Here is an 11,830-nt window from a genome sequence, read left to right as displayed (position 1 = left end):
ATTTTTTTGCGGACGCCACCTCAGAGGAGAAAGAGAATGAAGATTGTGGAAGTGAAACACCCACTCGTTAAACACAAGTTGGGCCTGATGCGTGAGCATGACATCAGCACGAAGCGTTTTCGCGAACTGGCATCTGAAGTCGGCAGCCTGCTGACCTACGAAGCGACCTCTGATCTGGAAACAGAAAAAGTCACCATCGAAGGCTGGAACGGCCCGGTGCAGGTTGAGCAGATCAAAGGTAAGAAAATTACCGTGGTGCCAATTCTGCGTGCCGGTCTCGGCATGATGGAAGGCGTGCTGGAGCACGTGCCAAGCGCGCGTATCAGCGTGGTGGGTATCTACCGTAACGAAGAAACCCTTGAGCCGGTTCCTTACTTCCAGAAGCTGGTCTCTAACATCGACGAGCGTATGGCGCTGGTGGTTGACCCAATGCTCGCGACCGGTGGCTCAATGATCGCCACCATCGACCTGCTGAAAAACGCGGGCTGTAACAGCATTAAGGTGCTGGTACTGGTTGCGGCTCCGGAAGGGATCGCGGCGCTGGAAAAAGCGCACCCGGACGTTGAGCTGTATACCGCCTCTATCGACCAGGGCCTGAACGAGCACGGGTACATTATCCCGGGGCTCGGCGATGCCGGCGATAAGATCTTTGGTACGAAATAATCGAATAACGATAAATAAGCCGACTTTGATAGTCGGCTTTTTTTTGAATAAAACACCAACAATACTACACAGAGGAAAACACTATGACGCGCCGTGCTATCGGGGTGAGTGAAAGACCGCCGCTTTTACAGACTATCCCGCTTAGTTTGCAGCACCTGTTCGCCATGTTTGGCGCAACCGTGCTGGTGCCAATCCTGTTCCACATTAACCCGGCCACCGTGCTGCTGTTCAACGGCATCGGTACGCTGCTGTACCTCTTTATCTGTAAAGGCAAAATCCCGGCGTATCTCGGGTCGAGCTTCGCCTTTATCTCGCCGGTGTTGCTGCTGCTGCCGCTGGGTTATGAAGTCGCGCTGGGCGGCTTTATCATGTGTGGCGTCCTGTTCTGCGTGGTGTCCTTCATTGTGAAGAAAGCCGGTACCGGCTGGCTGGACGTGATGTTCCCCCCTGCGGCGATGGGCGCCATCGTTGCGGTCATCGGTCTTGAGCTGGCGGGCGTCGCGGCGAATATGGCCGGTCTGCTGCCTGCTGACGGCCAGTCACCGGATTCCAAAACCATTATCATCTCGCTGGTAACCCTGGGCGTGACGGTGTTTGGCTCCGTGCTGTTCCGCGGCTTCATGGCGATTATCCCGATCCTGATCGGCGTGCTGGCGGGCTATGCGCTCTCCTTCGCGATGGGCGTGGTGGATACCACCCCGATCGCACAGGCCCACTGGTTCGCGCTGCCAACCTTCTATACGCCACGCTTTGAATGGTTTGCTATTTTCACCATTCTGCCTGCGGCGCTGGTGGTGATTGCGGAGCACGTCGGCCACCTGGTGGTGACGGCGAACATCGTTAAGCGCGATTTAATCCGCGACCCGGGTCTGCACCGCTCCATGTTTGCGAACGGTTTCTCCACCATCATCTCCGGTTTCTTCGGCTCGACGCCAAACACCACCTACGGTGAGAACATCGGCGTGATGGCGATTACCCGCGTCTACAGTACCTGGGTTATCGGCGGCGCGGCGATTATCGCCATTCTGCTCTCCTGCGTCGGTAAACTGGCGGCAGCGATTCAGATCATTCCGGTGCCGGTAATGGGCGGCGTTTCTCTGCTGCTGTACGGCGTGATCGGCGCCTCCGGTATTCGCGTGCTGATTGAATCCAAAGTGGATTACAGCAAGGCGCAAAACCTGATCCTGACCTCCGTTATCCTGATCATCGGCGTGAGCGGCGCGAAGGTGCACATTGGTGCGGCCGAGCTGAAGGGCATGGCGCTGGCGACCATCGTCGGCGTGGGCCTGAGCCTGATCTTCAAGCTGATCTCGGTCATCCGCCCGGAAGAAGAAATTCTGGACGCGGACGACAGCGAAAAAGCGTCACATTGATCGTATTACCGGGCGAAGGATCGCCCGGTTCTCTCCTTGCAGGTTCCGTGTTAAACTCCATTCCGATTTTACGTAGGATCTCTGGTTGAGGTATTTCTGAACGGACCGGCACAGCTCTCTCTGCCACTCTATCTCCCTGACGACGAAACTTTCGCGAGTTTCTGGCCGGGTGATAACCCCTCTTTACTGGCTGCACTGCAAAACGTGCTGCGCCAGGATCACAGCGGATACATCTATATCTGGTCACGCGAAGGCGCGGGGCGCAGCCATCTGCTGCATGCCGCCTGCGCGGAGCTTTCGGCGCGCGGTGATGCGGTAGGCTACGTGCCGCTGGATAAACGCACCTGGTTCGTACCTGAGGTGCTGGAGGGAATGGAACATCTCTCGCTGGTCTGCATCGATAATATCGAATGCGTGGCGGGGGACGAGCCGTGGGAAATGGCGATCTTTAACCTCTACAACCGCATTCTGGAATCGGGTAAAACCCGGCTGCTGATCACCGGCGATCGTCCGCCGAGACAGCTCAATCTGGGGCTGCCGGATCTGGCATCTCGTCTGGACTGGGGGCAAATCTACAAGCTCCAGCCGCTGTCGGATGAAGATAAGCTTCAGGCGTTACAGCTGCGCGCAAAGCAGCGCGGGTTTGAGCTGCCGGAGGACGTGGGGCGTTTCCTGCTTAAACGACTGGATCGCGAAATGCGCACGCTGTTTGACACGCTCGATCAGCTCGATCGCGCCTCCATTACCGCCCAGCGCAAGCTGACCATTCCGTTTGTGAAAGATATTCTCAAGCTGTAGTTGTGCCGGGTGGCGGCTGCGCCTTACCCGGCCTACGAAAACTAGACATCCCCCAGCAGGTGTTCAACCAAAAGTGGAATTGGTCTTCCCGATGCCACGCTCCTGCCGTTCTCTCGCCACAGCGCCGTACCGCTGATATCCAGATGCGCCCATGGAATGGTCGGCGGGCAAAAGTGGTGCAGTAGCCACGCCGCCGACGCGCTGATTGCCGCATTGTTGGTCGGCGTGTTGCACAGATCGGCGATGGCGCTGTCGGTCTGTTTTTTCAGCCGCGCATCCAGCGGCAGGGACCACACTTCATCGCCACTCTGCTTACCTGCCAGCGTCAGCGCCGCACGCAGCGGTTCATCCTGCGTCATCAGCCCGCTCAGCTCATACCCCAGCGCCTTCACGACCGCACCGGTTAAGGTCGCCATATCAATAATATAGCGCGCCTGCGGATGACGAAGGCTGGCCCAGGCGATGGCGTCCGCCAGCACCAGTCGGCCTTCGGCATCGGTGTTGTTGATTTCAACCGTGGTGCCGTTGCAGGCCGTCGCCACCGTGCCGGGCTGCATGGCGTCCGGGCCGATGGCGTTTTCCGCCAGCGCCAGCACGCCCATGATGCGTACGGGCAGCGCCAGCTCTGCGACGGTCAGCATCAGGCCCAGCACGTTAGCCGCACCGCACATGTCGTATTTCATGGTGTACATGCCCGCGCCTTCCTTCAGCCACAGGCCGCCGGTATCAAAGGTTATGCCTTTTCCCACATAGCAGCGCACCGGGCCGTCGTTGACGCCGTCATAATGGATCGCCAGCAGGCGCGGCGGACAGGTCGCCCCTTTGCCAACGGCGTGCAGTAGCCCCAGACCCTGCTCAGCAATAGCCTTTTCGTTCAGCACTTCGCAGCGCAGGGCGGGGAAGGCGGCACAGAGCCTTTGCGCCTCTTCCACCACAAACTGCGGCGTGCATCGGTCGGACGGCATATCCGCCAGACGTCGCGCCGCGACCATGCCGCGGGAGATGGCCTGCTGCTGGCGGAAGACACTCTCCAGTTTTGCCTGCTGTTCCGGCAGGCAGAGGGCGGTAATGTGCGTAAGGCGCACCGTGGATTCATCCGTTTTCTTGAGCTTCAGGTCGCTCAGCCTGTGCGCCTGATTAAAGAGAAAACGCAGCACCTGCGCCAGCACCACATCGTCGATATCGGTAACGTTCAGTATCAGCCCTGGGCTGACGGGCGAGGCCAGCAGCGGGCGCAGCGCCGTCAGCAATCCTTCGGTCAGGCTATCCTGCCAGAGGGCATCCGGCAGCAGAGTGATCCGGGCAAACGGGGCGCAGCCAAAGCGGGTGTCAGCGATGCTGGCAGACTCGCGCATTTCCGCGACAAGCGCCGTTTCGGGCAAATGCGTACAGGAGGCGGACGCAATCAAATGGCTTTGCGGAGCCGCGTCAGAAAGCGCGGTGATAAACTGATACGTGATCATTATGACTCCTCAATCGGCGCGCGGATCCGCGCGGCATAGGCCTGCATCCATTCATCGTCTACGGCGTAATAATGCGTTTTCTCCCGCAGGCGTTCGGTACGAAAAACGGTGAGGGGCTGGCGAGCCGTCGCCACCACAAACGAGAAGGTTTTTATGTTGGTGGCGGCCCCGAATTCGCCCCTGTTGTTCATGCACACCACGGAAAGATCGCCCGCGCGGCCAAAGCGCGACATCAGCTTGTCTTCCAGCTCGAACACCACCGAATCCGCCGCCTGCTGGGGCGTCATACCCTGCGCCATGCGGCGGACAATTTCGTAGCTGGTGCAGCCTTTCATCAGATCTTCACCGACGCCCGTTGCGGTGGCCGCGCCGGTTTCACTGTCGCAGTAAAAGCCGGAACCAATAATGGGTGAATCCCCGAGTCGACCGCGTTTTTTCATGAACAGGCCGCTGGTGGAGGTGGCGACGCTCATTGACCCTTGTTTATCAAGGCCGATAATGCCGACGGTGTCATGCCCGTCGTAAGGGCTTAAGCCCTTATCCAGCGTTTCGCGGCAGCGTTTGCGGTAGTGCTGCATGGCGCGGTCAGTGAGCATAGTTTTGTCGGCAAAGCCCTGGCTCAGCGCCCATTCCCGCGCACCCTGGCCGACCAGCAGGCTGTTGTAGCGCTGGCGGCTTAAAGCATGCGCCACGCGCACCGGGTTGGCGATATCCACCAGGTTGCCCACGGCACCAAACGCCAGCGTATCGCCGTCCATGTAGGCGGCGTCCAGCTCCACTTCGCCATTTTCGGTGGGCAGCCCGCCGTAGCCGACGGATTTATAAAACGGAAAGTCTTCGACGGCGGCGACGGCATCCACCACCGCTGCAGAGACCGGTTTACCCGCAGCCAGCGCAGACGCAGACTCCGTAACGCCTTCAAGCGCCATTCTCCAGGTCGCGATAATTCCCCACATGCTTTACTCCTGTTTTGCAAGGGTGGTGTCGGTTTGCGTAACGGTGGCCATTTCCGCCGCGCGGTACTGTTTGTCCACGATACGCATAAAAGGCAGGTACAGCATGGCGCCAATCAGCAGGTTGATAAGCTGCATGACGCTGCCGCTCAGGTGTCCGGTAACGATAAAGCCGCTGATAACCGGCGGCAGCGTCCAGGGAATAAACACCCCGGTGGTGACGGCAACCGCGCCAATCTTCATCGCCGCATACTGCACGGTGACCAGCACCAGCGGCACCAGGTTGAACGGGATAAGCATTATCGGGTTCATGATCACCGGCAGGCCAAACAGGATCGGTTCGTTGATGTTAAACACCGATGCCCCGGCGCCGAGGCGCGCCACTTCACGCATGTTTTTGCTGCGGGCGAAAATCAGCATCGCAATCACCAGCGACAGCGTGGCCCCCGCGCCGCCCATCCAGATCATGTCAAAAAACTGTTCGGTGATAATGTGCGGCGGCGTCGTGCCTGCCTGAATCGCGGCGATGTTGTCGGTCTGGTTCTCCATCCACAGTGGGCGAATGATGCCGTTGATCATCGAGCCGGAGTTAATGCCCACTGACCACAGAATGGTGATGCTGAACACCGTCATCAGCGCGCCAAAGTAAGAGGTGCCGTAGTGGCGCACCGGCGTGGCAACCACTTCGTAAATAAACTGGTGGATGGTGTTGTAGTGGGTGTTTTCAAAAACGATGCGGATACCCAGCACCAGAATCATCACCAGCAGGGCCGGGATCAGCGCGGCGAACGACTCCTGCACCGCCGGAGGTACGCCGTCCGGCATTTTGATCACCAGTTTTTTGCGCTTGAGCCAGCAGAACATCTCCGTCCACAGCAGGGAACCGATCATCGCCACGAACAGCCCTTTGCTGCCAATCCACTCCACCGGAATGACGGTAATACCGCCGTTTTCCGCCACTTTGATAAAGGGCGTCAGGATGAGAAAGGCAACCAGCGCCAGGATACCGCAGGAGATGCGGTCTTCACCGTAGTGTTCCGCCAGGCGGAAGGCCACCAGGAAGCTGATGAACAGCGACATGGTGGAGAACACCGCGTTGAACGGGATTTCAATAATGGCGCTCCAGCTCTCACCAAAGGCCTGAGACATAAACTGCTGATAGGCTTGATTCGGGAACGACGAGATCACCAGCAGAATAGAGCCGACGATGATAAACGGCATGAATGACACGTAGGCGCCGCGAATGGCCCCGAGGTGACGCTGCTGGGCCGTTTTGGCCGCCAGCGGCATCAGTTTTGCTTCAAGAAATCCCAGAACATTGTTCATTGTGAACTCCGTACAAGATTGAGGGGTGTTGTTTGTGTTATGTCTGGGGATTATCAGTGAAGCGCGGCGAGCGAAAGGTGAAATCGGTCACAAAGCAATCGCTGGTGTAATATAAATCTCATAAGATTGGTTCCGAGGATCCTGCGATGGAAATTAAACTGCATGCTAATGCCACCACGACGCCGCGCATCCGTCGCTATCTACAGCAGTCAGATAAAAGCGACAGAGAGCTGGCTGCCGAGCTGGGTATTTCGGTCACTACCGTCAGGCGCTGGCGCAACCGCGAGCAGGTTTCGGATAATCACACGACGCCAAAAGTGATACACAAAGCATTGAGACTGGAGCAGGTTGCGCTGGTCAATGCCCTGCGGGATATCACTGGCGCCCCGCTGGACGACCTGCTGCAGATGGTCAATAGCGAACTCGGGATCGCCGTGTCCCGCGCGACCCTGAACCGCTATCTCAAACCGGCTTCGATAAAGCAGAAGGGCGCGACGTTGCAGGGAAAAAAGGCGCTGAAGGCAGGTATCGTGCCGCAAAAACTCCTGTTACATCATCAGCCTCTGTCGCTGCATATGGACGATGGCGGGGAACAGCATCTGCTGTGGGCGCGTGAACCCGTGAGCGGCTGGTGCTACGCCCGGCTGTACGCGGGCATTTCTCCGCAGCTGCTGGCCCACTGGGCGAACGACGCGCTGGCAGCCTGTCCGGCTGATATTCAATCTGTTGAGACTTTTGGTTTCGAGGTGAAGCTTGAGGAGCGTAATACCACCGTGACAGCGCATCCACAGCAATACCGCGCCGTTCAGGTTGATCTACCGCTATGTGAAATCATCCCACGTCTGAACAGTGAATCGGCAGGCGAGCTGTTGATCCAGCTGTGCGAATTTTACAACCGGGGAAAAGCGCAGAAAAAGCTGGGAGAGAGTACGCCGCAGGCCTTTCTGGAAGCGCTGCGGCATAAGGACTAGAGGATCTCGAGCACGTCTTCCGGCGGGCGTCCAATGCGCGCCTGGCCGTTCGCCACCACTATCGGGCGCTCAATCAGCTTTGGATTTTCAACCATCGCTTGGATCAGCTCAGCCTCGGTGAGACGGCTGTCATCTAGGTTAAGCGACTTATACAGATCTTCTTTCTGACGCATCAGCTCTCTTGCACTGCCCATTCCCAGCATGTGCAGCAGCTGGCGGAGGGTTTGCGCGTCAGGTGGGGTGTCGAGGTACAGCACGACTTCCGGCTCAACGCCGTTAGACTTCAGCAGGCTCAGGGTATCGCGGCTCTTGGAGCAGCGAGGGTTGTGATAAATTTTTACGGCGTCTGTCATGACGTGAATTCTCCTTTATTACATCTTCTCGTACGGCTTAAAGCGCTGCTGCAGGCCGCGCAGCTGATCGATACGCGCGTCGTAACGGGCCTGCTGGAGGCTGCCGAGTTTGACCTGCGCGCTGGCGCTGCTGAGCGTGGAAATCGCCTGATCGAGGCGGCCCACCAGGGCAAAACCTTCGGCACGCGCCGCCAGCTCCTGATCGCGGTTGCCGAGCTGGGCTTCCGCCTGAGCGAGCAGATCCCAGCCGTTTTGATCGTCTTTATTGTTAAAGGTGTAGCGGTTCAGAATGGTCGCCGCTTCGCCAGGCTGACCGCCCTGTAAGTAAGCGTTCGCCAGGTTAAGCTGCAGCACCGGGTTGGTACGGACGTCTTTCGCCCCCTTCAGACGGTTGATTGCATCGGCCGTTTTCTTCTGGCCCAGATCGATATCCGTCGACAGATCGAGGTACCACGGGTTGTTCGGGTCTGCAGCCAGAAGCGGTTGCAGCGCTTTGCGCGCCTCGTCGTATTTGCTGGCTTCCATCGCCTGGAGCGCCTGACCATACTGCGCGGCGTTTTTCTCACGCACGTTGCCTTTCGCCAGGGTATCCAGCAGATCGCTGGTGAGCTGGTTACGCCCGGAGTTGTACATCCCCAGCGTTCTCACCTTCGCCATGTAGAAATCCTGCGAAGACTGGACCACCACCGGACGCATCTGGTTGGCACGGTTACGCGCGTCCGACAGGCGACTTTCCGGCAGCGGGTGGGTCAGCAGAATTTCCGGCGGACGGGAAGAGTAACGCGCCTGATCGAGCAGTTTTTCGAGGAAGCTCGGCATGGCCTGCGGGTCAAAGCCCGAACGCTGCAGCACCTGAATCCCGATGCGGTCCGCTTCCTGTTCGTTTTGCTGGGTAAAGCTGATCATCCCCTGGCGCGTTCCCGCCAGCGTACCGGTCAGGGCCGCCATCCCGGCCTGCGGGCTGGCCATCGCCAGCAGAATAGAGCCCAGCGCGCCCACCCAGGTCAGCGGGGCGTTACGTTTCTGGTCTTCCATGGCGCGCGCCAGGTGGCGCTGGGTGACGTGCGAAATTTCGTGCGCCATCACCGAGGCCAGCTGGCTTTCGTTGTCAGAGTAACGGAATAACGCCGAGTGCAGCACCACGTTTCCGCCAAAGAAGGCGAAGGCGTTGATTTCGTCATTATTGATTAAATAGAAATGGAAGGGCGTTTTTACCGAATCGGCGTGCGAAACCAGACGCATCCCCAGCCCGTTAATGTACTGTACCAGCAAAGGGTCGTTAATCAGCGGGGCGCTGCCGCGCAGCTGGCGAACATAGTAATCCCCCATTTGCATCTCTTGCCCAATAGAGAGCGTGCTTCCTGCTGTGGTGCCCATGTCCGGCAATGAATCGGACGAGTCAGCAAAAGCGGGCAACACCTGACCGACCGTCACCGCGGCAATCAGTGTTGCAACCAGTGTTTTTCTCAACTGCCTGAACATAACCACTGTCCTGTATGTTGGATGTGCTAATTTGACCGATGAACCGGCATAACGTTCATCTCTGCTGCTCTGCGAGTGTAGCCGTGTTACAGCATGAAGAAAATCCCATTCATCAGGCTTTTGCGGATTGCGATCGGGATACAAAAAGCGAAAGTCTTTTTTGTGACAGTTAGATACAATTCACCGTCTCACTCCCGCCATTCGATTCAGGGAAGGGTTGTATGCTCGAAATGTTAATGCAGTGGTACCGGCGTCGGTTCAGCGACCCGGAAGCCATTGCTTTGTTGGTTATTCTGGTTGCCGGGTTCGGTATTCTGTTCTTCTTCAGCGGCCTGCTCGCTCCCCTGCTGGTGGCGATTGTGCTGGCGTACCTGCTGGAGTGGCCAACGGTGCGCCTGGAGCACATCGGCTGTTCCCGCCGCTGGGCGACCAGCATCGTGCTGGTGCTGTTTGTCGGCATCCTGCTGCTAATGGCCTTTGTGGTAATGCCGGTCGCCTGGCAGCAGGGAATTAACCTGATCCGCGACATGCCCGGCATGTTGAACAAGCTGTCTGATTTTGCCGCCACGCTGCCGCGCCGTTACCCGGCCCTGATGGATGCCGGGATTATTGACGCGATGGCCGAAAATATGCGCGCCCGCATCATGACGATGGGCGATTCGGTAGTGAAGTACTCTCTGGCCTCGCTGGTCGGGCTGCTGACGCTGGCGGTTTACCTTGTGCTCGTGCCGCTGATGGTTTTCTTCCTGGTGAAAGATAAAGATCAGATGCTCAACGCCGTGCGCCGTATTCTGCCGCGCAACCGCGGGCTGGCAGGGCAGGTCTGGGAAGAGATGAACCAGCAGATCACCAACTACATTCGCGGCAAGGTGCTGGAGATGATTGTCGTGGGGGTCGCCACCTGGATTGGCTTCCTGATTTTCGGCCTGAACTACTCGCTGCTGCTGGCGGTGCTGGTGGGGCTGTCGGTCCTGATTCCGTACATCGGCGCGTTTGTGGTGACCATTCCGGTTGTTGGCGTCGCGCTGTTCCAGTTTGGGCTGGGGACGGAGTTCTGGAGCTGCTTTGCGGTGTACCTGATTATTCAGGGCCTGGACGGTAACCTGCTGGTGCCGGTGCTGTTCTCCGAAGCAGTGAACCTGCATCCGCTGGTGATTATCTTATCCGTGGTGATTTTCGGCGGGCTGTGGGGATTCTGGGGCGTGTTCTTTGCGATTCCTCTGGCGACGCTAATTAAAGCCGTGGTCCACGCGTGGCCGGATGTGCCGGCGGTGGAAGAGAAATAGTTTTTGTGCGGCCCGGGGCTCTCACTCCGACCCTCTCCTATGGGAGAGGGGGAAAACACTAAAAACGGCAACCTGGGTTGCCGTTTTGCTGTTTATCAGGCGTTCTCTTTCAGCCAGTTCAACACCACGTCGTGGTGGTTGCTGGTTTTGAAGTCGTCAAACACATGTTCAACTTTACCGTCAGCGTCAATCAGGAAGCTGATGCGGTGAATACCGTCGTAGGTTTTACCCATAAACGTCTTCTCGCCCCAGACGCCGAACTGCTCGCATACCTGATGGTCTTCATCAGAAAGCAGCGTGAAGTTCAGCAGCTCTTTTTCAGCAAATCGTGACAGCTTTTCTGGTTTATCCGTGCTGATACCCAGCACTTCCACACCGACTTTTTTCAACTCGTCCATGTTGTCGCGTAAGCCGCAGGCCTGTACGGTGCAGCCGGGGGTCATGGCTTTCGGGTAGAAATAGACCAGAACACGCTGTCCCTGGAAGTCGGTCAAATTTACTTGCTCGCCGTCTTGATCCGGTAAGCTAAATTTCGGTGCGATGTCACCGGCTTTCAGTGGGTTCATTACTCAACTCCATCCTGTTCGTGCTGCGAATAATTGACGACGCTTATACTGCCCTGCGCGTTTAATTCTGTACAGAGGGCTTTGAACGCTTGCTCGATATTTGACGCATCCTGTGAGGCAGGGCTGTGCGCGGTAATTTGAATAAACAGCACCGGAAGACCCTGGTCATCGCTTGTCTGCGTACGGGAAACCAGTTCGGCAATATTCATCTGATGATTGTCAAAAAGCGCGGTGAAACGCTCAATCAGATGCGGTGAATCAGGCACTTCAACCTGCACCCAGACGGTAGAAGGCAGTGCCGGACGCGGACGCGCGGTGGTGCGCTTCATGACAATCAGCAAATCCAGTTCGGCCCCCTTCAGCGGCAGGGTCGATTCAATCAACGTAATGGCGTTCCATGTCCCGGAAAGCAACATAATAAATGTGAACTCTTCGCCAAGCATCGCCAGACGGCTGTCTTCGATATTACAGCCGCAGCTGCTTACGTGACGGGTGATGGTGTTCACGATACCCGGCCTGTCGGCACCCAGCGCAGTGATAACCAGGTAATGTTGTGATGAGGTTGTCAAACCTGTTCTTCCTTTGCATGGTTAAGT

General features: G+C 57.6%; 12 protein-coding genes. 5 read left to right on the top strand and 7 right to left on the bottom strand.

Features of this window, described 5'->3' with window-relative positions:
• Nucleotides 1-36 precede the first annotated feature (36 nt).
• The 3 genes from upp (at nucleotide 37) to LBF07_RS05215 (ending at nucleotide 2,834) form a co-directional block, all read left to right on the top strand.
• On the top strand, nucleotides 37-663 hold the full coding sequence (gene upp, locus LBF07_RS05225; protein WP_023308769.1) for a uracil phosphoribosyltransferase: 627 nt from the start codon (nucleotides 37-39) through the stop codon (nucleotides 661-663).
• An 83-nt stretch (nucleotides 664-746) separates the two neighbouring features.
• A complete protein-coding gene (gene uraA, locus LBF07_RS05220) occupies nucleotides 747-2,036 on the top strand; it encodes a uracil permease (RefSeq protein ID WP_023308768.1) in 1,290 nt (429 codons plus the stop codon).
• A 96-nt stretch (nucleotides 2,037-2,132) separates the two neighbouring features.
• Entirely contained in the window at nucleotides 2,133-2,834 is a 702-nt protein-coding gene (locus LBF07_RS05215) for a DnaA inactivator Hda (protein WP_211438414.1), read from the top strand.
• Nucleotides 2,835-2,875: 41 nt separating this feature from the next.
• Here LBF07_RS05215 and LBF07_RS05210 read toward each other — a convergent pair whose 3' ends face one another.
• The 3 genes from LBF07_RS05210 to celB are packed head-to-tail and all read right to left on the bottom strand — an operon-like array spanning nucleotide 2,876 to nucleotide 6,576.
• The gene (locus tag LBF07_RS05210) at nucleotides 2,876-4,297 is read right to left on the bottom strand and encodes a M17 family metallopeptidase (protein WP_094934582.1); all 1,422 of its coding nucleotides are present in this window, start codon (nucleotides 4,295-4,297) and stop codon (nucleotides 2,876-2,878) included.
• Entirely contained in the window at nucleotides 4,297-5,253 is a 957-nt protein-coding gene (locus LBF07_RS05205; protein ID WP_039263716.1) for a N(4)-(beta-N-acetylglucosaminyl)-L-asparaginase, read from the bottom strand. The genes LBF07_RS05210 and LBF07_RS05205 overlap by 1 nt, the downstream gene beginning before the upstream one ends.
• 3 nt (nucleotides 5,254-5,256) lie before the next feature.
• Entirely contained in the window at nucleotides 5,257-6,576 is a 1,320-nt protein-coding gene (gene celB, locus LBF07_RS05200; RefSeq protein WP_094934581.1) for a PTS cellobiose transporter subunit IIC, read from the bottom strand.
• Nucleotides 6,577-6,722: 146 nt separating this feature from the next.
• On the opposite strand from celB, the gene LBF07_RS05195 reads away from it, so the two are divergent.
• On the top strand, nucleotides 6,723-7,547 hold the full coding sequence (locus LBF07_RS05195; protein ID WP_094934580.1) for a helix-turn-helix domain-containing protein: 825 nt from the start codon (nucleotides 6,723-6,725) through the stop codon (nucleotides 7,545-7,547).
• Here LBF07_RS05195 and arsC read toward each other — a convergent pair.
• Nucleotides 7,544-7,900, bottom strand: coding sequence for an arsenate reductase (glutaredoxin) (arsC, locus tag LBF07_RS05190; protein ID WP_023308762.1), 357 nt, complete (start codon nucleotides 7,898-7,900; stop codon nucleotides 7,544-7,546). The genes LBF07_RS05195 and arsC overlap by 4 nt on opposite strands.
• 18 nt (nucleotides 7,901-7,918) lie before the next feature.
• A complete protein-coding gene (bepA, locus tag LBF07_RS05185; RefSeq protein WP_033146173.1) occupies nucleotides 7,919-9,382 on the bottom strand; it encodes a beta-barrel assembly-enhancing protease in 1,464 nt (487 codons plus the stop codon).
• Between the two features lie 221 nt (nucleotides 9,383-9,603).
• On the opposite strand from bepA, the gene LBF07_RS05180 reads away from it, so the two are divergent.
• Complete coding sequence (locus tag LBF07_RS05180) at nucleotides 9,604-10,668, top strand: AI-2E family transporter (protein ID WP_023308760.1); 1,065 nt, start codon at nucleotides 9,604-9,606, stop codon at nucleotides 10,666-10,668.
• Nucleotides 10,669-10,763: 95 nt separating this feature from the next.
• On the opposite strand, the gene bcp is transcribed toward LBF07_RS05180, so the two are convergent.
• Both bcp and LBF07_RS05170 read right to left on the bottom strand, forming a co-directional pair.
• Complete coding sequence (bcp, locus tag LBF07_RS05175) at nucleotides 10,764-11,234, bottom strand: thioredoxin-dependent thiol peroxidase (RefSeq protein WP_094934579.1); 471 nt, start codon at nucleotides 11,232-11,234, stop codon at nucleotides 10,764-10,766.
• Nucleotides 11,234-11,803: a glycine cleavage system transcriptional repressor gene (locus tag LBF07_RS05170; protein ID WP_045888584.1), complete on the bottom strand. Its 570-nt coding sequence runs from the start codon at nucleotides 11,801-11,803 to the stop codon at nucleotides 11,234-11,236. The genes bcp and LBF07_RS05170 overlap by 1 nt, the downstream gene beginning before the upstream one ends.
• Nucleotides 11,804-11,830: the final 27 nt, after the last annotated feature.

Source organism: Enterobacter cloacae complex sp. ECL352 (assembly GCF_020149545.1).
Classification (GTDB): Bacteria; Pseudomonadota; Gammaproteobacteria; order Enterobacterales; family Enterobacteriaceae; genus Enterobacter; species Enterobacter asburiae_B.
This window is presented reverse-complemented; position numbering and strand designations above follow the sequence as displayed.

Bases quoted from the DNA above. Each gene is read 5' to 3' on its own strand.
- upp (WP_023308769.1), top strand. From the start codon at position 37: ATGAAGATTGTGGAAGTGAAACACCCACTCGTTAAACACAAGTTGGGC.
- uraA (WP_023308768.1), top strand. From the start codon at position 747: ATGACGCGCCGTGCTATCGGGGTGAGTGAAAGACCGCCGCTTTTACAG.
- LBF07_RS05210 (WP_094934582.1), bottom strand. From the start codon at position 4,297: ATGATCACGTATCAGTTTATCACCGCGCTTTCTGACGCGGCTCCGCAA.
- LBF07_RS05205 (WP_039263716.1), bottom strand. From the start codon at position 5,253: ATGTGGGGAATTATCGCGACCTGGAGAATGGCGCTTGAAGGCGTTACG.
- celB (WP_094934581.1), bottom strand. From the start codon at position 6,576: ATGAACAATGTTCTGGGATTTCTTGAAGCAAAACTGATGCCGCTGGCG.
- LBF07_RS05195 (WP_094934580.1), top strand. From the start codon at position 6,723: ATGGAAATTAAACTGCATGCTAATGCCACCACGACGCCGCGCATCCGT.
- arsC (WP_023308762.1), bottom strand. From the start codon at position 7,900: ATGACAGACGCCGTAAAAATTTATCACAACCCTCGCTGCTCCAAGAGC.
- bepA (WP_033146173.1), bottom strand. From the start codon at position 9,382: ATGTTCAGGCAGTTGAGAAAAACACTGGTTGCAACACTGATTGCCGCG.
- LBF07_RS05180 (WP_023308760.1), top strand. From the start codon at position 9,604: ATGCTCGAAATGTTAATGCAGTGGTACCGGCGTCGGTTCAGCGACCCG.
- bcp (WP_094934579.1), bottom strand. From the start codon at position 11,234: ATGAACCCACTGAAAGCCGGTGACATCGCACCGAAATTTAGCTTACCG.